This window comes from Cytobacillus firmus (assembly GCF_023715565.1).
Lineage (GTDB): Bacteria > Bacillota > Bacilli > Bacillales > Cytobacillaceae > Cytobacillus > Cytobacillus firmus_C.
Map to the genome: position 1 here is coordinate 11,779 of NZ_JAMBOJ010000003.1, position 21,793 is coordinate 33,571.

General features: G+C 42.4%; 23 protein-coding genes and 1 other annotated feature. Of the genes, 3 read left to right on the forward strand and 20 right to left on the reverse strand.

The window, feature by feature from the left end:
- Nucleotides 1-23: 23 nt before the first annotated feature.
- From M3205_RS01595 to M3205_RS01610, 4 genes are read right to left on the reverse strand one after another with little or no spacing between them, the layout of a single operon-like run.
- Nucleotides 24-1,514, reverse strand: a complete 1,491-nt coding sequence (locus M3205_RS01595) for a Na+/H+ antiporter subunit D (RefSeq protein ID WP_251168420.1) — start codon at nucleotides 1,512-1,514, stop codon at nucleotides 24-26.
- A complete protein-coding gene (locus M3205_RS01600) occupies nucleotides 1,507-1,845 on the reverse strand; it encodes a Na(+)/H(+) antiporter subunit C (protein WP_048011602.1) in 339 nt (112 codons plus the stop codon). The genes M3205_RS01595 and M3205_RS01600 overlap by 8 nt, the downstream gene beginning before the upstream one ends.
- A 2-nt stretch (nucleotides 1,846-1,847) precedes the next feature.
- Nucleotides 1,848-2,273: a Na(+)/H(+) antiporter subunit B gene (locus M3205_RS01605; RefSeq protein WP_251168324.1), complete on the reverse strand. Its 426-nt coding sequence runs from the start codon at nucleotides 2,271-2,273 to the stop codon at nucleotides 1,848-1,850.
- A complete protein-coding gene (locus M3205_RS01610; protein ID WP_251168325.1) occupies nucleotides 2,257-4,674 on the reverse strand; it encodes a Na+/H+ antiporter subunit A in 2,418 nt (805 codons plus the stop codon). Before M3205_RS01610 ends, M3205_RS01605 begins: the two co-directional genes overlap by 17 nt.
- Before the next feature lie 228 nt (nucleotides 4,675-4,902).
- Between M3205_RS01610 and M3205_RS01615 the strand changes: the two genes are divergently transcribed.
- Entirely contained in the window at nucleotides 4,903-5,586 is a 684-nt protein-coding gene (locus tag M3205_RS01615; RefSeq protein ID WP_251168326.1) for a universal stress protein, read from the forward strand.
- 58 nt (nucleotides 5,587-5,644) lie between these two features.
- Here M3205_RS01615 and M3205_RS01620 read toward each other — a convergent pair whose 3' ends face one another.
- The 9 genes from M3205_RS01620 to nadB all read right to left on the reverse strand — a co-directional run bounded on the left by M3205_RS01620 (nucleotide 5,645) and on the right by nadB (nucleotide 14,919).
- Nucleotides 5,645-6,229 (reverse strand): tyrosine-type recombinase/integrase, encoded by a 585-nt coding sequence (locus tag M3205_RS01620; protein ID WP_251168327.1) that lies wholly within the window; start codon nucleotides 6,227-6,229, stop codon nucleotides 5,645-5,647.
- Nucleotides 6,230-6,366: 137 nt separating this feature from the next.
- Nucleotides 6,367-6,915 (reverse strand): intercompartmental signaling factor BofC, encoded by a 549-nt coding sequence (locus tag M3205_RS01625; RefSeq protein WP_251168328.1) that lies wholly within the window; start codon nucleotides 6,913-6,915, stop codon nucleotides 6,367-6,369.
- Between the two features lie 164 nt (nucleotides 6,916-7,079).
- A complete protein-coding gene (locus M3205_RS01630; protein ID WP_251168329.1) occupies nucleotides 7,080-7,823 on the reverse strand; it encodes a YhcN/YlaJ family sporulation lipoprotein in 744 nt (247 codons plus the stop codon).
- Nucleotides 7,824-7,937: 114 nt separating this feature from the next.
- A complete protein-coding gene (locus M3205_RS01635; protein ID WP_251168330.1) occupies nucleotides 7,938-8,930 on the reverse strand; it encodes a phosphotransferase in 993 nt (330 codons plus the stop codon).
- Nucleotides 8,914-10,719 carry a SafA/ExsA family spore coat assembly protein gene (safA, locus tag M3205_RS01640; protein WP_251168331.1) on the reverse strand — a complete coding sequence of 602 codons (1,806 nt, stop codon included), beginning with the start codon at nucleotides 10,717-10,719 and terminating at the stop codon, nucleotides 8,914-8,916. The genes M3205_RS01635 and safA overlap by 17 nt, the downstream gene beginning before the upstream one ends.
- Before the next feature lie 695 nt (nucleotides 10,720-11,414).
- Entirely contained in the window at nucleotides 11,415-12,521 is a 1,107-nt protein-coding gene (gene nadA / locus M3205_RS01645) for a quinolinate synthase NadA (RefSeq protein ID WP_251168332.1), read from the reverse strand.
- Nucleotides 12,522-12,547: 26 nt separating this feature from the next.
- Complete coding sequence (nadC, locus tag M3205_RS01650; protein WP_251168421.1) at nucleotides 12,548-13,384, reverse strand: carboxylating nicotinate-nucleotide diphosphorylase; 837 nt, start codon at nucleotides 13,382-13,384, stop codon at nucleotides 12,548-12,550.
- On the reverse strand, nucleotides 13,353-13,535 hold the full coding sequence (locus M3205_RS25790) for a hypothetical protein (protein WP_311315686.1): 183 nt from the start codon (nucleotides 13,533-13,535) through the stop codon (nucleotides 13,353-13,355). The genes nadC and M3205_RS25790 overlap by 32 nt, the downstream gene beginning before the upstream one ends.
- A gap of 34 nt (nucleotides 13,536-13,569) precedes the next feature.
- Nucleotides 13,570-14,919, reverse strand: a complete 1,350-nt coding sequence (gene nadB / locus M3205_RS01655; protein WP_311315687.1) for an L-aspartate oxidase — start codon at nucleotides 14,917-14,919, stop codon at nucleotides 13,570-13,572.
- A 60-nt stretch (nucleotides 14,920-14,979) separates the two neighbouring features.
- On the opposite strand from nadB, the gene M3205_RS01660 reads away from it, so the two are divergent.
- Together M3205_RS01660 and M3205_RS01665 are read left to right on the forward strand one after the other, a co-directional pair.
- A complete protein-coding gene (locus tag M3205_RS01660; RefSeq protein ID WP_251168333.1) occupies nucleotides 14,980-16,203 on the forward strand; it encodes an IscS subfamily cysteine desulfurase in 1,224 nt (407 codons plus the stop codon).
- Between the two features lie 63 nt (nucleotides 16,204-16,266).
- On the forward strand, nucleotides 16,267-16,809 hold the full coding sequence (locus M3205_RS01665; RefSeq protein WP_251168334.1) for a transcription repressor NadR: 543 nt from the start codon (nucleotides 16,267-16,269) through the stop codon (nucleotides 16,807-16,809).
- A 49-nt stretch (nucleotides 16,810-16,858) separates the two neighbouring features.
- On the opposite strand, the gene pheA is transcribed toward M3205_RS01665, so the two are convergent.
- From pheA to rplU, 7 genes are all read right to left on the reverse strand, one after another.
- Nucleotides 16,859-17,737, reverse strand: a complete 879-nt coding sequence (pheA, locus tag M3205_RS01670; protein ID WP_251168335.1) for a prephenate dehydratase — start codon at nucleotides 17,735-17,737, stop codon at nucleotides 16,859-16,861.
- A 133-nt stretch (nucleotides 17,738-17,870) separates the two neighbouring features.
- The gene (locus M3205_RS01675; RefSeq protein WP_053434259.1) at nucleotides 17,871-18,326 is read right to left on the reverse strand and encodes an ACT domain-containing protein; all 456 of its coding nucleotides are present in this window, start codon (nucleotides 18,324-18,326) and stop codon (nucleotides 17,871-17,873) included.
- 25 nt (nucleotides 18,327-18,351) lie between these two features.
- Entirely contained in the window at nucleotides 18,352-19,644 is a 1,293-nt protein-coding gene (obgE, locus tag M3205_RS01680; protein ID WP_251168336.1) for a GTPase ObgE, read from the reverse strand.
- Between the two features lie 142 nt (nucleotides 19,645-19,786).
- Nucleotides 19,787-20,338, reverse strand: a complete 552-nt coding sequence (locus M3205_RS01685) for a sporulation initiation phosphotransferase B (protein WP_251168337.1) — start codon at nucleotides 20,336-20,338, stop codon at nucleotides 19,787-19,789.
- 238 nt (nucleotides 20,339-20,576) lie between these two features.
- A complete protein-coding gene (rpmA, locus tag M3205_RS01690) occupies nucleotides 20,577-20,870 on the reverse strand; it encodes a 50S ribosomal protein L27 (RefSeq protein ID WP_009333115.1) in 294 nt (97 codons plus the stop codon).
- Entirely contained in the window at nucleotides 20,871-21,209 is a 339-nt protein-coding gene (locus M3205_RS01695) for a ribosomal-processing cysteine protease Prp (protein ID WP_251168338.1), read from the reverse strand.
- Between the two features lie 14 nt (nucleotides 21,210-21,223).
- Entirely contained in the window at nucleotides 21,224-21,532 is a 309-nt protein-coding gene (gene rplU, locus M3205_RS01700; RefSeq protein ID WP_095245084.1) for a 50S ribosomal protein L21, read from the reverse strand.
- Between the two features lie 13 nt (nucleotides 21,533-21,545).
- Nucleotides 21,546-21,625, reverse strand: a sequence feature (ribosomal protein L21 leader region).
- Between the last annotated feature and the right edge of the window lie 168 nt (nucleotides 21,626-21,793).

Consider the following 21,793-nt stretch of genomic DNA (forward strand, 5'->3'; position numbering starts at 1 on the left):
GAAAAATCTGTTCATTCCCGGCACTAAGGTGCTGTCCGTCCTTCAAAGACAGCATGAATATAAAGCTCTGGATTCATTAAGGTTTTAACTGCCAGATCCGTATATACTGAGATTCCTTCAGCACCCAGGCCCAGCAGTATGGTCAGCAGGCTGAGACAGGCTATCGGAACCATTACCCCTTTCGTTGTACCTGACTCCATCTCTTCACTTAAATACGTTTCTCCCCAGAAACAATTCATGAAAATTTTAATGACAGAGTATAGGGCCATCAGACTGGTCATCAGACCTATCCCGCCCAGCCAGTAATAACCGGCTTCAAAAGTCCCATGTGTTATAAATACCTTGCCAAGGAAACCGCTTAAGGGAGGAATTCCTGCGAGGGACAAAGCAGCAATAAAAAACATCCATCCAAGATATGGATGATTACGGATAAGGCCGCTCATATCTTTTAATTTCCCAGTGCCTGTAAGACTGATTATTGTTCCGCCTAATAAGAAAATTAGCGCCTTAACAATAATGTCATGGATTATATAGTAGACAGAACCTGTTATACCTTCGATTGAAAAAGAGGCCAAACCAGCAATAATGAAACCAACGCCTATAATCACGTTATAAGCAAGTATGTTCTTAATATCCCAATGGGCAACAGCTCCAATCGCACCCATAATCATAGTTGCCGCTCCCAAAATGCCGATTAAGAGATGTGTAACTTGCGGCTCGTGGTAGAAAACCAGGGTAAATAAACGAAAAATCGCATATATGCCAACCTTTGTTAATAACGCAGCAAAAACCGCAGCCACAGCAGTTGGCGGTGCACTATATGAGCCTGGGAGCCAAAAGAATAGAAAGAGGGCAGCTTTCAGGCTGAATATGACCAGCAATAAAATAGATACTATGGTCAATAGCCCGCTCTGGCCCGTTTCTGCAACCCTCAATGAAAGGTGGGCAAAATTTAAGGTTCCTGTAATCGCATAAATATAGGCGATTGCTACGAGGAAAAGAAATGACGAAACAATATTGGTAAGTACATATTTAATGGACTCCCGAAGCTGCACCTTAGTGCCTCCCAATGAAATCAATACATAGGAAGAAATGAGCATAACTTCAAAACAGACAAACAGATTAAATAAGTCCCCGGTAATAAAAGAGCCATTTACTCCCGTAATCAGGAATAAAAATAAAGGATAGAAATAATGGCTCTCCCTTTCTTGCCCTATTGATCTGAAGGCGTAAAGCAAGCAGCAGAGAGATACAATACTTGTTATTAAAAGCAGCATGGAGGAAAACATATCAGCGACCATGCTTACCCCGAACGGGGGCTCCCAGCCGCCTAAATTCAGGGTCTGAATCCCATCGATTTTATTTTCGCCCATTAACAAGGCTGCAATGATCCCTGATGCAGATAATGCTGTGAGGCTTAAGATTTTATGAAGTTTTATATTCTTCCTAAAAATCACCATGACCATTCCTGTAATCAGAGGAATGATTATGGGCAAAATAATTAAATTATTCATCATGATTACCTCTCATTTGATCCGTATCGTCTGTGCCCAGCACTTTATATGCACGATAGCTCAACACTAAGAAAAGGGCTGTTGTTGCAAAATTAATAACAATCGCTGTTAATATAAGTGCCTGAGGCAGCGCATCGGTAAATGGAAGGTCCTGCAGCCCCAATAATGGAGGACCTCCCGTTTTCAACCCGCCCATCGTGAGAATAAGCAAATGAACACCATGACTGATAATGGATGTTCCCAGGATGATTCTAAGTAAACTCTTGGTTAAGATTAAATAGGTTCCTATAGCAAAAAACAGACCGACAAGCAGTGACATTAAAGTTTCCATTCTTAGTGATCATCACCTATACTCAGAATTATGGACATCGATGTCCCAATAACTGCCATCGCAACCCCAATATCGAAGAGCACTGCGGTAGCCAATTCAGTTTTCCCGAAAACCGGAATGTCGAAATAATTAAATGCCTGTGTTAGAAAAGGCGCCCCAAAAACAATGCCCCCTACTCCTGTAAATACAGCAATTAATACGCCAATTGCTGTGAGCACTTTAAAATCAACGGGAATGTTTTGGCGGACTGTTTCAATATCAAAAGCCAGAAACAGAAGCGTCAGAGCAGCTGAAAACCCTAAACCTCCGATGAATCCTCCGCCAGGGTTATGGTGTCCTGAGAAGAATAGGTTAATCGAAAAGGTAAAAATGATAACTACTGCAACCTTTATAACAGCATGCAAAATGATATCATTTGGTTCTTTCACTTCTATCCCTCCCCGATATTCTCAGTTTTACAAGTGTGTACACCCCTAAGGAAGCTATGCCAAGAACAAATATTTCAAGCATTGTATCTATTCCCCGGAAGTCTACAAGGATTGCATTAACGATGTTTCTTGCCCCTGCAAGTTCATATGAATTTTCATAATAATAGGCGATAGGCTCGAATAACCTCGTTCCATTAGCTGATAGTGCAAGAATCGCCACTATAGCCCCAACGCCAAGAGAAATCACTAAATTAGTCATTCTGAATTTCACTCTGACTGCTTCCCTCCGTATTTCGGGCAGATGGTAAAAACATAAAAGGAAAAGGGCAGTTGTTACTGTCTCAACCACCAGCTGCGTTAAAGCTAAATCCGGTGCGCGGAAAATGACAAAGAAAAGTGAAACAAGGTATCCAAGAGCTCCTACTGCTACTATAGCGGTCAGCCTTGATTTGGAAAATAGAACGGTTAAGGCTGCTGTTATCATACTAATGATCAGCACACCTTCATATATGCTGACTGGTGCATTATTACCGGCATCAAAGGCTGCTCCATCCAGGAACAACATAGAACCGCCAATAATAATAATCAGAAAAGTGAAGACATAAACAAAATAGTCACGTATAAAGCCTGTCATATAACTCTTTGTTAAAGTAAGGGACATATCTTCTATTTTTCCGAGCCCTTGATTATAGAAGTTATTGAAGGTCATGCTATACGGATAGATTGAATAAATGCCAATCCACTTTTTTAGATATAGATATAGAAAGGTCCCTGCTCCGACGACCCCTAAAGTCATAAATAATTCTGTATTCCAGCCATGCCAGGCACTGATCTTGATCTCAATTTCCCCTGGCTGAGAATAGGCAGGCAAAACGGCGCCCATTGCGGGCTTAAGAATGTATTGAGAAAGCACATTAGGAAAAAAGAAAATAATAATAACCAGGGAAGATAAAATAACTGGAGGCACTAACATTCCAACTGGTGCTTCGTGGGCTGCCTTTTCCAGTTTTTTCGGCTTATATTTCCCGGTAAAGGTCTTAAAGATCAGGATCATACAATAGATAAAAGTAAACACACTTGCTGCCCAAGCGATAACAGGGATAATAACACCTAAGGATTCCATGCTGAATATAGACATATCAGACGCATTCAATACAGCGGTAAAGAACATTTCTTTACTTAGAAATCCATTAAATGGAGGAAGGCCTGCCATTGAAAACCCGCCAATTATAGCCAGTGTAAAAGAAATAGGCATCAGGTGCATCAAACCGCCCAGCCTTCTAATATCCCTTGTTCCGGTTTCATGGTCAATTATTCCCACAACCATGAACAAACTTCCCTTAAACGTAGAGTGATTGATTAAATGAAAGATTGCAGCAAGCACGGCTGCTGCATACATTGACGCTTCATCACCTGTACCGTAATACAGGGACGCCGATCCCATGCCAAGCAGACTCATGATCAGCCCGAGCTGGCTGATGGTTGAGTAGGCTAATAAAGCCTTTAAGTCTGTTTGTTTTACCGCGGTAAGAGAACCATACAGCAATGTTATAAGTCCGGCACTGGTTACAAGCCAAAACCACTCCGGGGTACCTCCAAAAATTGGCGTCATACGCGCCACTAAGTATATTCCCGCCTTAACCATTGTTGCTGAGTGCAGATAAGCACTAATTGGCGTTGGAGCTTCCATTGCATCCGGAAGCCAAATGCTGAATGGGAATTGTGCTGATTTTGTGAACGCCCCAAGAAGAAGAAGAATCATTGCAGGCAAAAATAAGGAATGCTCATATATAGAGTCAGTCTGATTGATCATTTCACGAATGCTGTATGTTTCTGTCATCATTGACAGCATGATAAATCCGGCAAGCATGGCCAGTCCGCCAAAAATCGTTATATTCATTGATTTTTGTGCCCCATACCGCGACCTTTCCCTTTGATACCAATAAGCAATCAATAAGAAAGATGAAATGCTTGTCAATTCCCAAAAAACATATAAAACAAGAATGTTATCAGAGAAAACCAAGCCAAGCATGGCTCCCATAAATAACAGTAAATAAACATAAAAATTATGCAGCGATTCTTTCAGCTTTGACATGTAATAAATGGAATACAGCACCACCAATGCGCCGATTCCTGTAATAACCAAGCCAAAAACTAAGCTTAATCCATCAATATATGTTGTATAATTTATTCCATAACTTGGTATCCAGGGTACCGAAATAAGAATCGTTTCACCAGTTGAAATAATTGGAATATACATTAGTAAATACAGAAAAATGACTGAAGGCACACTAAGCACAAACCAGCCGGTATGTATGCGGGGTGCAAACACTCTATAAATAAACGGAACAATTATTGCAAATAAAAATGGAATTAAAATCATTATGTGAAGCCAAGACAAATATGTCCCCTCCCTTTTTAAGTTTTCCAGGTCACTTTACTGCTCTAAAATTTCAGGGTGTTTTAATTGGTCTTTTAGAGTATGCTCCCTTAATCATAAAACCATTACCGCAAAACTTGATTAAATTTCTTGAATGACATTGACTGTTCAGGTTGCATAAGCTATAGTCATACATAGTTTAAATTAAGAACAATTCTATTTACCACATCTATTCGAGGTGAGTTTACAGTGAAGAAACTAAATGGACGAATGGACGAAAGCATTCTTGTCTGCGTTTATTACGGCCCAAATGGTGAAAAGTTAATTCGCCGCGGATGCCAAATAGCAAGCATGCTTGATTGTCCTTTATATATTTTGACTATTGATCCAAAACCATTTGATGAAATGGATGCGGAGAAATCACATTACATTACAAGGTGGAAACAATTAGCCGATCACTTTAGTGCTGATGCCTTCATTCTGAAGGATAATGATAAGCGGCCAGTATCCAAAGTAATCACCGAAGTGGCAAGAGAAAAAGGCATTACACAAATTATTCTTGGCCAAACAGCTCAAAGCCGCTGGGAACAAATTGCAAAGGGGTCCATCATCAATACACTTCTCCGTGAAGTTCCATTTGTGGATCTTCATATTATTTCTGTGTCCCGCTACTTGAAAGATCAGGAGGGGCAATTTGAAAAAGGCGTCCGTGCATACCTCGTTAAGGATGGAAGCAACTATCGTGTGACTTTCAAACATACGAAGGATACTGAGTATGAAGGAATCTTCTTTAAAGATCAGGGTACTGACTTTAATAATGGGGTTTTTAAATTTATGAAAGACCAGGAGACACTTCAAGTTATCGTAACTGAAGACATTATATCTGACTTAACTAATGTTGATTTAGATGATTCCTTGAATGATGATGAATAATAATTACTTCCTCCTCTGCTGAAATGCGGAGGGGTTTTTTTTTTGCTTTCAAATCAGACTACAGATTAACATCCACCTTGATTAATTGCTTTTGACCTCTCTCAATTCCTAAATAACGCAATGTTTCTGCTGATGAATGGTGATTATATATGGACATAATGATTGATATGGCAATCCCTTTTCTGTAAGCATGGTAACCAAAGGTTTTACGGAGTGTGTGTGTACCGATTTTCCCCTCTATTCCCGCTTCCTTTGCAGCACTGTTTATGATCCGGTAAGCCTGCTGGCGGGTTATTGGCTGATTATTCTTTTTGGATTTAAAAAGAAAATCGCACTCAGTAAAATCATGCTGGGAAAAATATTTTCTTAATTCTTTTTTCACACTGTTATTTAAAAAATACGCTTTCTGTTGATTGTTATTTTTAGATACAGCATCAATGGTTAAATCATCAATATAAATAAATTCCTTTATTTCTTTCCCATCTGAAACATCACTGATTTTTAAAGAAAGCAGATCACTGACTCTAATGCCTGTATTTATACCTAATACAAACAGCAACAGATCCCGCTGCGATTGCCTCTTTAAAATCTCTTTGATTTTATTTATGCTTTTGATGTCCTTGATAGGATCAACATATTCCACTAGATTCCCTCCTGCATCTAATGTTACTTAATTATATGCTAACAGAAACTAAGTAACATTACAAACAAAACATATTCCTTTGTTGACAACAGAAACATGCAAGAGAAGTATGTTCCCTTGCATGTTTCACTGCTATTTCAATTCGCCTGCTTTTCACCGGCAGTATAGCTTTTAAAGGTTTCCAGGACTTCCACATATCGATCTTTCGAAATAATAGGTATGCCTTTTTTTAATTCTTCACATTTTGTGCCTTCTAATTTTCCTAAATCAATTTGAAAGAATGAATGAATAATATTAGTTTTTTCCGGCTTCCCATTGAAAATAGTAAGGGTCCCATCCTCTGTTATACCGAAGTACCCATTTGCTTTTAGTAGAGGTGATATATCATCCACTTCTCTTCGGAATACTATATAATCTATATCCATATCAACAAGCTGCCATTGATCATACTTAGCCCAGAAATCTTCAAGGGTCCATATGGTTTCCTCTATCGTTTCCTGGCTCACTTCCCCATCCAGATATTCCCTTTCCAAAATGACCTCTAACTTAAGCGGACTTTCAATTTGTTCCTCTGCTGCCTTAGCATATAAAGAAGTTCCGTTAAATAAAAAATTGAATGCGTCCATCTGGAAAAAGAGATAAAAGGAAGCAGCTCCTACTGCCAGCAAGCCCCATATGGTTCTCATGATCGATCACCTCGATTAAATAGTAACTTCTTCACTATCTGCCTGAGCCTGTTTTTCCCAGATCTTTATGATTAGTGTGGCCAAAATTTTCATGTTTATCCTGAAATAATTTTATATGTAAAAAGGGGCAAAGCTCAGTTGCTTTTACCCCTAATTCTGATACGTTATTTTTCCCTGCGGAATAAGTTTTTTAAATCCCAGTCAATTTGCTCTCTTGGACCGCCATCACGAAGATTATTATCAATGTTTCTTAAACGGCTGAAGGTTCCTTCGTCTGTTACCACCTTTGCAGATCTTCCCCGCAGATATGGCTCGACAGCTTTATGAATCGCTTCTTTAGTTTCTTCTTCCTTATCGTAATCAGTGAGGTCTACTGCAATCAAAACATTGCTACCATAGGTAACGGACCTGACATCTTCAACATTTGGAACAGATGCTGCAACGTCGCCGATTTTTTCAGCAAGCTCACCTTCATAAGCCTGATAATAGGAATTTTTAGCTTGTCGCGTATTATCATCGAGATGCCCATGATAATTTGCATCGCTATGGCTAAAACGATTATCTTTCATGAAAAAACTGCGATCTCTATCTGCAATAGGAATAGTAGGGTTTCCGGTATTTTCATTCCGGACTCTTCTGGCATTATTGTCCAACTCGTTATGGCGGGTGTTTTCCCCTTCGCCTCCAAGCGTATGATCCATCATTTCTGTCAGAGGTCCATCATTATCGGTTCCATCTTCCACCCGGGCATTGCCGCCGCGGCTTCCGTGTTTCTCATTCGAGTAATATCCCACTGGCTGGCCAATTTCGTTGCTCCGTTCAACACCTGCATCTTCGTTCGTTCCGCATCCTGTTAATCCCATTGATAAAATAGCAGCCATCGGCAATGCAAGCAGTTTCTTTTGCAAGCGAAAAACCCCCCTCGCTAATATTACAAGCTCTGAGCATTTCTGCTCTTATTTAGCTTGTGAGCGAAGAGAGGCTTTCATTCTGTCCATTTACGTCCAATTTTTTAATGAGCATTATTTGTTTTTGTCATCAGCAGCATATCTAAGATCTTTAATAAAACGCTGTCTTTCAGCAAATTGCCCTACAGTTAAGTCCAGTACAGGACGAATTTTCACGGAATCAAGGTACGTTTTGTCCCTTATTACACGATTCCATTCCCTGAAAATGTCAGTGGGAAATGCCAAAGCATGAAGAAAGCCCTTTTCTTCAAGATTGGATTTTAAGATAGGATATTTTCTCAAATCTTCAAAGGACCAATTCATATAAGGAAGGATGCGATTTGCATACTGCAGATAATCGGAATAGGGAGCCCCTATTGCTATTAAGTCAAAATCGAGCAAATATAAAGATTGATCTTTAACTCTGAGAAAATTATGATGTGCTACATCACCGTGCAGAATTACCTGCTTCCCAGGCTTAAAAAGCCAGGCTTCGTCTTCCATGCCTTTTAAGGACCAATCTGCCCATGCTAATAGCTCATTAATTATTTCTTTTTGGACAAAATATCTTACTACAGGGAGATTATTAAGAAAAAGGGTTGCTCTTTCTCTCCACTTGTCCGCCTGCCTATAAGCCGGCACAACCGTTTGATAGCGGCTGACCAGCTTTTCTGTAGTAACATGGAATTTTTTCAGCAGCTCAAGCCCTTCTAAACGATCTGTCTTCAGGTAATAAGTAAAAATTTCTTTTGAAGGCGGTAAATACTCCAAGCAGCCATAATAGGTCCTGTCAAAAAACAAAGGCGGTTCTTTGGCAACTTCGTAAAAGATATATGTTTTTGAAAATCCTTCCTTCATTAATGAAGAGGTGAATGCTTCCTGGAGCTTTAAACGGTGATAGGATGAAAACCCTTTTAGTATAAAGGACCTTTCCTGTGTCCTAAGCAAATAAACCTTCTTTCGAATTGGCCTTAATTCCTCAATTTTAAATGGCAGCTGATCCTGCAAATAGGAGAGGAGACGATTTTGAACTAAATCGTCTCCTGCATTATTAACCGTCGTATTCACTGCTTTCGTCTATGTTTCTTGGCATTCCAAAAGCCTCTCCGCCCATTGGGCCAAAACTCTGAGCGAAACCTGGTCCCGGACCATAGTCGAATCGCAGACCATACCCCTGCCCTGGACCAAATCCTGGTCCTGGTCCGTAGCCTCCAGGGGAAAATTGAGGTCCTCCGCAGCCGCAATCATCCGAAGCACCCATTACCGAGTTTGGCATCAATGGCTTTTGAGACATGCCTGGGGATTCTTCCATTCCCTGCACCTGTGGCATCTGGTGCGGCATCATTGCTCCTTGTACCTGCGGCATTTGGTGCGGCATCTGTGGCATCATCGCTCCCTGTACCTGCGGCATTTGGTGCGGCATCTGCGGCATCATCGCTCCCTGCACTTGTGGCATTTGGTGCGGCATCTGTGGCATCATTGCTCCCTGCACTTGTGGCATTTGGTGCGGCATCTGCGGCATCATTGCTCCCTGCACTTGTGGCATTTGGTGCGGCATCTGTGGCATCATCGCTCCCTGCACTTGTGGCATTTGGTGCGGCATCTGTGGCATCATCGCTCCCTGCACTTGTGGCATTTGGTGCGGCATCTGTGGCATCATTGCCCCTTGTACCTGCGGCATTTGATGCGGCATCTGCATTCCCATATCTTCTGCGCCCATCACACCCGTTGGCATTTGAGCCATTGGCATAAACGGAGAAGATTCATCATAATCCGGACTTTCTACTCCGGCCATCATACCCATATGCGGCATCTGCGGCATCATTGCTCCCTGCACTTGTGGCATCTGGTGCGGCATTTGCATTCCCATATCTTCTGCACCCATTACACCCTGTGGCATCTGATGAGGCATCTGCGGCATCATTGCTCCCTGTACCTGCGGCATCTGGTGCGGCATCTGCGGCATCATTGCTCCCTGTACCTGCGGCATCTGGTGCGGCATCTGCGGCATCATTGCTCCCTGCACCTGTGGCATCTGGTGCGGCATTTGCGGCATCATCGCTCCCTGCACCTGTGGGAATGGCATTTGCGGGTAACATGGATTATAAGGAAACATCGGCTGATATTGACCTCCTTGATGTGTATTATTAGATAATTCGCTTTCCGGCGATTCAGGGCTTTCTTGATTTGAAGAAGGCTTCACCTCCGGAAGGATATTAACTGGTTTAGGCGGGAGCTGGGGTTGCGGCTTAGATTCTGAAATTGGCAATGGTTTTTGCTGTGGTTTAGTTTCTGCAGGCTTCACTGGTTTTTCCTTTGCTTTAACCTCTTTTGCAGGCAGCGGTTTCTGCTGCTGCGGTTTAACCTCTTTCGCAGGCAGCGGCTTTTGCTGCTGCGGTTTAACCTCTTTTGCAGGCAGCGGCTTTTGCTGCGGTGCCGGCTGCTGAATATTCATCATGTAATAATTATTTATATCAATTTCCGGCATAATAGGTGTTGGCATTTTGGGCTTATAAGGTTTTTTTGGAACTTCCTTCGGTGCCGTTACTTTTGGCATTTCCTTTTTTGGTGCTTCAGCTTTCGGCATGGTAATAGGCTTCTCTTTGGTAATAGGCTGTTCTGCTTTTGGCATTTCCTTTTTGGCACCCAAATTTATTTTTGCTTCCGGTTTTCCTCCAATAGGAGCTTCTTTTTTTATAGAGCCTCCACTTGCAGGAACTTTTATTTTCATACCGGGCATAATCATATCAGGGTTGCTGAGCTGTGTATTCATCTTTTTCAGCTCTTCAAAATTCACGCCGTACTTTTTGGCAATCTTCCAAAGAGTATCCCCTTTCTGTACGATATGGATTTTCACTCTGAATTCCCTCCTATGCTTAAGGTGATGCTTCCATCTTTGATGGCTGGCCTTAGGTCCACATGATGTGAGTCACACAGAATTTGCCGCACGCGCGGCTTTCTCAGTCTGTGCCCTAATCAGCATTTCCGGGCATTTCATCCATTTATGTGAAAGGTGCAGATTAGTGCCCGTTAATCTCGATGAGTCCATATAGTGTATGAAGGATTGGGCAAATTGCTAACAATCTACACAAAAAGATATGCTTTTTTTCCGGGAATTATGATTCATCGCATCATGCAGATACCCGTCAAAGACAATGAGCAGTAAGGCAATAAAAAAATCCTCCTGCAGTGGAGAATTTTTTTATTTGGCTCTTTTCGTATAAATTGTTGTTTTTCGCTTATTAATGTTGTCCGTTGATTGCAGCGAGAGGATGCTCAGCGAACCACGGGGCGGGCGGTGAGCATCCTCGACGCTGCGCGTCTGTGGGGTCTCACTTGTCCCACTACTCCCGTAGGACGTTGAATAGGCTACCTTGAGTAAACACCGCACGAAGAAAATGCGAATGCATTTTCGAGGATCTCGCACCTTCCGCTCCAATCAACTCAGTAAATATATTATAAATAGCAACAAACTTTGCGAAAACAGCCTTTTATTTTGAAATAGCTGCCGTCAGTATTCAATTTTAGTGGCCTGCAGACTTTGCACTACATTTATGGACGTTCAAGCATTCTGTCAAGTGCCAGTTTAGCATACGCCGCCGTAGGCTCTTCAACCTGAACCAGATTTTGGCTTTCACCCTCCCCGATTGCTTCAAGAGACCAAACCAGATGCGGCAAATCAATTCGATTCATGGTCAGGCAAGGACACATATGAGGGTTAAGTGAGATAATTTTCTTATCCTGATGCAGTGCAATAATCCTTTTTACTAAATTCATCTCTGTACCGATTGCCCAAGAAGATCCAGGCTCTGAGTGTTCAATTGCATCGATTATAAAATTGGTTGACCCTGCCATATCGGAAAGCTCCACCACTTCTCTCCTGCATTCGGGATGAACTATGATTTTCATATCTGGATATTGTTCGCGGACTTCTTGGACATTTTGAATAGTAAAGTTTTCATGAACAGAACAATGGCCTTTCCAAAGAATCACTTTTATGTCCTCCAGATCCCCTTCATATTCCAGCTGATCTGTAATAGGGTTCCATACAGCCATTTCTCTAAGAGCTATTCCCAGGTTATAAGCAGTATTTCTTCCAAGATGCTGATCAGGCAGAAAAAGAATTCTCGGCTTCTGCTCAAAGGCCCAGCTCACCATTTTTTCAGCATTCGAAGAAGTAACTGTCGCTCCCCCGTGACGGCCAACAAAAGCCTTTATGGCCGCAGTAGAGTTTACATATGTTAGAGGAAGCATAGTGTCGCCAAACATATTCTGCAGCTTCGTCCAGGCTCTTTCTGTTTGGCTGATATCAGCCATATCAGCCATGGAACAGCCTGCTCGCATATCAGGCAAAATTACCTTTTGACGTGGAGATGTTAATATATCTGCTGTTTCAGCCATAAAGTGGACTCCACAAAATACAATATATTCTGCCTCTGTATTCTCCTGTGAAAGCTGGGCAAGCTTGAGTGAATCACCTGTAGCGTCCGCAAATTGGATGACCTCATCCTTCTGATAATGATGACCCGGAATGAAAAGCCTATTCCCAAATCTATTTTTTATCTCTCTTGCCCGGTCCTCCAGTTCCTTTACACTCATCAACCGATATTTTTCCGGAAGAATACTTGCTTGTTTTTCTGCTATTTGAAAAATATTCATTTTCTCCATACCCCTTTGTCAACAATTTATTCCACAATAACCTTCACACTTATATCAAGCGATTTCACAGAATGGGTAAGAAAGCCGAGAGAAATGAAATCAACCCCTGTATCGCTGTAAGCCTGCAGGTTATCGAGGGTTATTCCTCCGGAGGCTTCAGTCACTATCCCATTAGGTACGATACTGATCCACTCTTTTATCTCTCCCGGACTCCTGTTGTCAAACATGATTACATCAGCACCTGCTTCAACTGCTTCCAGTACTTGCTCTTTTGTTTCCGTTTCGACTTCGACTTTTACCATATGCCCAATTTTTGAACGCACTTCTTCCACAGCTTTCGCAATTGAGCCGGCAAAAGAAATATGGTTGTCTTTAATCATGACTGCATCATAGAGGCCATATCGATGATTAAATCCCCCTCCGGACCTGACTGCATATTTTTCAAACATTCTCAGGCCTGGAGTAGTTTTTCTTGTATCACAGATTTTTGTATGTGAACTGTCCAGAACCCGGACAGCCTCGCTTGTTTTTGTTGCTATTCCGCTCATTCTTTGGAGCAGATTCAAAATAACTCTTTCTCCTTTTAATAAATCCGATACTGGCCCTCGGACTTCAGCAAGGATTTGACCTTTCTCGATCCACTCTCCATCATTTACTTTTATATTGACTTTAGCCGCCGGGTTCAAGACCTTAAATCCTGACCTGACTATTTCTTCACCGCAAAAAATCCCATTGTCTTTTGCCAGAAAAACGACTTTTCCTGTCTGACCCTCTCCAAAAATAAGTTCACTAGTCAGGTCGCGGTCACCAATGTCCTCAAGAAAATATTGTTCAAGTTGCAATCGCAGCTTTAATTTGTTCATTTTCATCATTCCTTTCAGCTTTTCGGCAGTGAATAATCCTTTTTCCAAGCCATTCCGGGCTTTCGAAAGGATAATCCTGCCGGAAATGGCCACCCCGGCTCTCTGTTCGCCTTAATGCAGAGTCTGTGATCAGATAGGCTGCAATCAGCATAAAAGCCCGTGTTATTTCCTCTATTGATAAATGTTCAAGATCTGCTTTTATCCATTCTTAGCCAGGCCATCTGAGCGATAAGCCCTTCCTTTGTTTTGATAATCCCGGCATTTTTCATCATGTTCATTTTAACTTCTTCAATTGAAGGTAAATTTTCTTTATCTGACCACCTAAGTTCACGGTTATGAATTTGCTGTTCTTCAACAGGATCACTATAAGGCTGTTCATTAAGCCAAACCGCAAGCCGCTTGCCGCAATACAGCCCTTCCAGCAGGGAATTACTTGCAAGCCGATTAGCGCCATGTATGCCTGTGCAGGCAGCTTCACCAATCGCATACAGGCCAGGAATGCTGGTGCGACCCAATAAATCAGTCTTTATTCCTCCCATTAAAAAATGGCTTCCGGGAGAAACCGGAATTTTACCCGAACCTAAATCTACGCCGTTTTCTTCGCATATTTTTGTTATGGTCGGAAATCGGGATTTAAAGTTTTCGATTGAAGAGATATCCAGGAACACGGTTTTTCCTTTCTCCAGCGAATGATAAATGGCCTGTGACACTATATGTCTAGGAGCTAAATCCCCCTGTGGGTGAACACCTTCCATTACAAGGCTCCCGTCTTCTGTAATAAGACGGCCGCCCTCTCCCCTTACAGCTTCAGAGATCAGCCCCAGTGCTTTGCCGTTTTTATAGAGAAGTGTGGGGTGAAATTGTATGAACTCCATATCAGCTATCTCTGCCCCGGCTCTGTATGCTAAGGCAATCCCGTCTCCAGTTACGGTGTCGGCATTGGAAGTATATTCATACAGCTGGCCGCATCCCCCCGTAGCGAGCACAACATGTGAGGAAAAGAATCGATAAATGACACCAGCAGAATCTTTTCCTTTTAACCCTATACACCGGCCATCTTTTGCATTTATGAGCAATTGAAAAACAAGGATATCTTCTAAGATTCGAACGTTGGGATTTTGCTTCAACAGCATAAAATCAATGACTGTTTTCCCTGTGCTGTCTCCGCCTCCATGGACAATTCTATTTTCTGAATGAGCCCCTTCTCTTCCTAACGCAATGGATCCTTCAGAATCCAAATCAAACAGACATCCCTCCTGATTCAGCTCTTTTATAAGGGATGGCGCCTCATTGGTCAGGGACAGCACTGCTTCAGAATCATTATGAAACCTTCCTGCTTCGAGTGTATCCATGTAGTGTTTCGATGGGTGATCATTTTTTCCCATGGCAGCTGCAATGCCGCCCTGTGCCATATATGAGTTTCCATTTTTCACAGTCGACTTTGTGAGAATAATCACATTTAAGTCCTGGTGCAGCTTCTTTGCCAACTGCAGAGCGGCTACCCCGCTTCCAATAATTAAAACGTCGGCATTCATGTTTTTTACCTCCTGTTTTTACAGGCGTCTTGACACCTATATTTACACAGATTTAGAATTATGACAAGTGGTTTTCATAGTTTAAGAGGAACTTCTGACTTTTTGAACGATTTTATTAAGAAGAGAAAGCAGGTGGGGAACATTAAATATTTCGATTACGCAGCGACATGCCCGCTCGACCGAGAAGCGGCAAATGCCTATATAAAAGCCTCAACTGAATACTTTGGCAATTCCCGCAGCCTACATGATACCGGGAGCGCAGCAGAAGGGCTCCTTGAAAATTGCAGGCGGGAATTGGCGGGAATTTTAGGCGTTAAGAGTGAAGGAATCTATTTTACCAGCGGAGGTACGGAAAGCAATTTTCTTGCAATAGTTGCGCTGCTGTCTGCTTCTGAAAAATCAGGTAAACATATCATAACGGGACTCGCTGAACATTCATCCATTCATAGCGTTTTAGAGAAATTGCGTCTTGAGAAGGGCTATGAAATCACAAAAATTCCTTTTGGCTCAGATGGCCGTATAGACCTGAAAAAATTAAGTTCCGCCGTCAGGGATGATACCGTCTTAATTACCATACAGCATGGCAATTCTGAAATCGGCACATTGCAGCCTCTCCTTGAGATCAGCGGGATTTGCAGGGATAGACAAATATTGCTCCATAGTGATTGTGTCCATACGTTTGGAAAATCAGATTTAAAAGGAGTCGCCCACTTTACTGATAGCCTGTCCTTTTCTGCACATAAATTTTACGGGCCAAAAGGGGTCGGAGGGGTTTACTTAAAACCAGGCATGCGGTGGAGCTCCTTTATACCCGGAGTGTCACATGAAAATGGATTCAGGCCTGGCACCATAAATCTTCCAGGGATTGTTGGTATGACAGTGGCTGCCCAGAAAGCTTATGTAAATTTAAGCAAGCATAACGGCCACTTCCAAATGCTGCGGGAAGTTCTGCTGAAGGAACTTGAACCTGCACAGGAGAAATTCGTAATATATGATTTTACAGGCTCTTACCAGCTTCCCTCTACGTTGGGACTTAGGCTAAAAGGGGTGGAGGGTCAATACATCATGCTCGAATGCAATAGACTTGGATTTGCCATATCTACAGGAAGTGCATGCAGTACTAGCCAGCAAACTGTCTCTAAAACCCTGGAGGCACTGGGAGTTACAGATAAAAAAGGCAAAGAATTTATCAGGATCTCTTTCGGATGGAATACATCTGCTGAGGATGCAAAGGCATTGGGAGAAAAACTTGCTATCATGGCCAGGGAACTCGTACCCCTCTAATTTTTTCTTCTGCCGTTCCTTATGTTAGAATGAGACATTATCGGATTATAAGGGTGAGAAAATATGAATGAACAAAAAAAGGTGCTCGGAGAAGAGCGGAGGACCTTTCTGCTTCAGTTGCTGAAAGAAAGCGGACAGCCCATTACAGGAGGCGACCTTGCAGCAAAAACGAATGTAAGCAGACAGGTAATTGTTGGGGATATCACCCTTCTAAAAGCAAGAAAAGAGCCAATCATCGCCACAAGTCAGGGGTATATGTATCTTCATCAGGCCTCTCCCGCATCAGCAGCAGAGCGGGTCATTGCCTGTCATCATGACCCTGCTAGGACTGAAGAGGAATTGAATCTGCTTGTCGATCATGGAGTTACTGTAAAAGATGTAAGAATTGAACATCCCGTCTATGGTGACTTAACTGCATCGATTATGGTATCTACCCGCCAGGAAGTCAAGCAATTTATGGATAAAATCACGTCCACAAAGGCTTCTTTCTTATCAGAATTAACAGACGGCATACACCTCCATACTCTATCCGCAGCCTCCGAACGGAAACTCGATGAAGCTGAGAAAGTATTAAAAGAAGCAGGATTTCTTATTAACCTGGAATAGCTTTAAATACAAAAAGGACCCGGATATGTATTTGCCGGATCCTTTTTATTTATTCCTGCAGAACTCTGCTGTTCTTATTCCGAAGCTGAAAATACGGATAGCTGCCCAAAACCTTAACACTGCAGCCCAATGCCTCCAGTTCAGCAGCTGCCCCGGGGATCAAAACGTCATCCATTTTCATATCCACGTCAATGATAAAGAAATAATTTCCCAATCCTGTTTTCATCGGTCTTGATTCAATCTTAGTCAAGTTGAGCTTCCTCCAGGCAAATGCCGAAAGTACCTGATGAAGAGCACCTGACCTGTCTGCAGGCAGCGTCACCATAACAGTCGTCTTGTGCCCTGCAAATTCCTTACGGTCTTCGCTGATTGACAGTTCTTTATTGGCTAAAACAATGAACTTTGTATGGTTATAATCAAAATCATGGATATCTTCTTTGACGATCGCCAATCCATATACTTCTGCAGCTAATTCATTAGCTATGGCGCCTGCGCGCATGCCTGGATTATCTTTTACAAATTGAGCTGCCGCTGCTGTAGATGTAGTACTCTCACAAGGGATACCTTTCAGCTCTTTATGCAGAAATTTATGGCACTGAGCAATAGCATGGGAATGACTATAAACCACATCAGTTTTATCCCACTCCTTAACATGAACTGGATGAACCATAAAATGCTGGCGAATCGGAGCTGTCAGTTCCCCGATAATCGGAAATTCCACTTCATGGATTAAATAGTCCAATGTAATATTCACAGAGCCTTCCAATGCGTTCTCAAGAGGAACTACCGCCAACTCTATTTCATTCTCATTTAAAGCATCAAAACAGGCAGGTATCGTTGGGTAGGCAACGGCTGTCTCATTAGGGAACAAGCTCCTGGCTGCAATATCTGTAAAAGTGGCTCTAGGTCCTAAAAATCCTAACTTCACGGTAATTACCCCCTTCTTTATTCAGACTTATTTTAAATCACAGAAAATTCCCCTTATACTTCATTACTTTAACACATGTATGTGGTTTACAAAATAAAAAATGAAAAAAGGGCAGGGTACAGAGCACATTTTCTCATGCACCCGTTCCCAGCACCTCTACTTTTTCTACAAACTCCAATTTTCTAAGCCTTGCCAATAGTTCCTCAATCTCGATGCCCATTTCAGTTACATTCAGGGAAAGCGTAACATTTGCCCTTCCCTGAAGGGGAATGGTCTGATGTATTGTCAAGACGTTGCACCCCGACGAAGCCACAACGCCCAACAAATGAGATAAAGTCCCCGACCTGTCTTCCAGGTGAAAGAATAAAGTAATCAACCGTTCTTTGACAACAGTATGGAAAGGGAACACAGTGTCTCTATATTTATAAAAAGCACTTCTGCTCAAATCTACTTTTTGGACAGCATCCCAAACCGATTCGGCTTTTCCCCTTTCGATCATTTCCTTCGCATCCAATGTTTTCTTCATGGCTTCAGGCAAAACATCTTCACGAACCAAATAAAATTTCTTATCGAATCTATCTTTTCTCATTTCTCCACCCCGTCAATCGAGAAGGTTAGTCAATAAACTCGAATTCATAATCAAGCAGCTTAACGATATCACCGTCTTTTGCTCCTTTTTCACGAAGAGCATCATCCACACCCATCCCGCGCAGCTGTCTGGCAAACCTGCGGACAGATTCATCTCTTGAGAAGTCTGTCATTTTAAAGAGCTTCTCAATAGCATCGCCTGATACCACGAATACTCCTGCAGGGTCTCTCGTGATGACAAATTCAGTCTGCTCAGATTCATGCTTGTAAAGAACGCGGTGGACACCTGTATCTTCCTCTTCTTCATGTGACAGCGGGAATTCAGGGGTTTCTTCAACCTTATCTGCAACGGTAAATAATAAATCCCTTAATCCTTGTCTCGTTATTGCGGATATCGGGAAAATCGGATAATCTTCATCAAGCTGTTCCTTGAATTTTTTTAGATTTTCCTCTGCATCAGGCATATCCATTTTATTAGCCACAATAATTTGCGGCCTTTCTGTGAGACGCAGATTATATTCTTTTAATTCTTTATTGATCGTTAGATAGTCTTCATAAGGATCTCTGCCCTCAACAGCAGCCATATCGATAACATGAACAATAACCCTTGTTCTTTCAATATGCCGCAAAAACTGATGGCCAAGTCCTACTCCCGAATGGGCGCCTTCAATTAATCCAGGCAAGTCTGCCATTACAAAGCTTCGTCCATCTTCAGTCTCAACCATTCCCAGATTGGGAGCAATTGTCGTAAAGTGATATTCTGCAATCTTCGGTCTTGCTGATGATACAACTGACAGCAACGTCGATTTTCCCACGCTCGGGAAACCAACTAAACCAACATCAGCTAAAAGCTTAAGCTCCAGCACAACATCTCTTTCCTGGCCCGGTTCGCCGTGTTCGGACAATTCTGGAGCAGGATTAGCAGGAGTTGCAAATCGGGTGTTTCCTCTGCCTCCACGGCCCCCTTTTGCTATAACGGCTCTTTGACCGTGCTCAGTCAAATCTGCAATTACTTCCCCTGACTCGGCATCTGTTACAACTGTTCCCGGTGGTACTTTAACAATCATGTCCTTTGAGTTTCTTCCATGCTGGTTCTTGGACATGCCATGCTCACCGCGGGGAGCTTTAAAGTGGCGCTGATAACGGAAATCCATTAACGTGCGCAATCCTTCATTCACTTCAAAAATAACATTGGCACCCTTGCCGCCATCTCCGCCGGCCGGGCCTCCGTTCGGCACATATTTTTCACGGCGGAAAGCGACCATTCCGTTGCCCCCGTCCCCGCCTTTAACATAAACTTTGACTTGATCGACAAACATATATAAATTCCTCCCGTCTGCAGTATGTCCCGATCGTCTGGCATTCAGCCAGATTACCGGCACTGACCGGATCCGCTTCTTATACTTAAGAAGTGCCCAGCCTGCAGAGTTTCACACTTAGTATTGCTATTTTTGACAGAAATCACTCTCTGCCATTCGCAATGAATGGCACAAATAATTCCAGTGTAAGCTCCTCTTCAGCTAATTCCTGAACAGCAGCCGTTATGTCAGTGTTCTTCTTTTTAAAGAACTTCTCCAATTGATCCATATCTGTTAGTATTCCGCTAAAATCAAAAAAGAAACGAGCCCCTTCTTTTTCATGCCTGATGGATACAGATAAATGATTATCATGGTAGGGCTTTACTGATGAGTCCAAAATGGCCAAAAAAGAGCCTGTCCACTCAGAAAGGACAGAGTCATCCAACCGTCCGGCAATGGGATCATCGAGCACCTCATATTCAAGCTGAAGGTAGTGGTTCTCCCAATTATAAGTTAATAAAAGCGAAGCAAAACCAGGAAGATTCATATTCGAAAGTCTTGCCTCCTGCTGTGCTTCCACCACAATTTCATCTATGATTTCCTTAGCCCTGTCTGTCTTATTAAGGGAAAGGTTGCCTTTAATTAATTGTATTTTATTCAGCCAGTCATGCCGTGCATGACGCAGCACTTCAATCATATTCCAGTCTTTTTCCATATATGCACTCCTGTATGGTTATTAGGCTGTCAGAAGACTGTGCTTGCTGTAAGTATATCAAAAAACATAGGTACAGTAAGCAAATTTATGATAAATAAGAAAATATTGCTTATGCGATGAAGAACTGCAGTCTTCAGCCTGCTATAAATTCATCGGATAATATTTGAAGTGCACCAGCGGATTTTTTGCCAAAAAAAGAAAACCCTAACCTTGTGGGCTAGGGTTTTCTCGAAAAGGCTTACGCCTCTTGAGCTGCAGGATATACGCTCACTTGCTTGCGGTCACGTCCAAGACGCTCGAATTTAACAACACCGTCAACTTTCGCGAATAGTGTGTCATCGCCGCCTTTACCCACGTTTACACCTGGGTAGATCTTTGTACCGCGCTGACGGTACAGGATTGAGCCGCCAGTAACGAATTGTCCGTCCGCACGCTTAGCGCCCAGACGCTTAGAGATTGAATCACGGCCGTTCTTTGTAGAACCTACTCCCTTTTTAGAAGCGAACAACTGAAGATCTAATTTTAATAGCATTTATTCCACCTCCTGCTTTTTGAAGGTAATTTGTATATACTTTCCGTAGTCTTCTTCAATCGTCTGCAATGAAACCACCATGCCTTCAATCAGAAGCTGCACTTTCTCATTCATGTCTTCCTGAAGATCAGGAAGAACACAGCGGAGAAAACCTTCTCCATGGCTGATCTCTGGTGTCACGCCGGTTAGGGCATGGACAGCATTAATGGCCCCGATGGAAACGGCAGATACGCCTGCACAGACAATATCCTTGCCTCTGTTTGCAAAGAATGCATGACCGCTTATTTCAAACGAATGAATATTTCCGGAATCTTTACGAGTAATCGTTACTTCAATCATCTTAAATCGCCTGATTAAGCGTTGATTTTTTCAATCACAACTTTAGTGTAAGGCTGACGATGACCTTGCTTCTTACGATAGTTTTTCTTCGCTTTGTATTTGAATACAGTGATTTTCTTTTGACGGCCTTGTTTTTCAACTTTAGCTGTAACAGTAGCACCTTCAACTACAGGGCTTCCTACTTTTACGCTGTCTCCGCCAACGAAAAGAACCTTTCCAAAAGTAACTGTTTCGCCTGCTTCAGCGTTAAGCTTTTCGATGTAGATAGCTTGACCTTCTTCTACACGTAATTGCTTTCCGCCAGTTTCGATAATCGCGTACATGAACTGCACCTCCTCTTAGACTAAGACTCGCCATCCCAGGCGCCGACACGATATGCGGGCTTATGTACCTGTTCTGTGCGGTTGTAGCACGGGTGCGCTACAAACATAACATGAAAATACTATCATATAATGATTAATCATGTCAATAAGAATAATATGATTCTCTATGTTTGCACCTGAAAGTAACTCTTTTGCGTGCCTTTACAATTATAATGCTTATGGGGCAATTAGGGAAGTGGGAAATACTGCACTAGAAAAGCA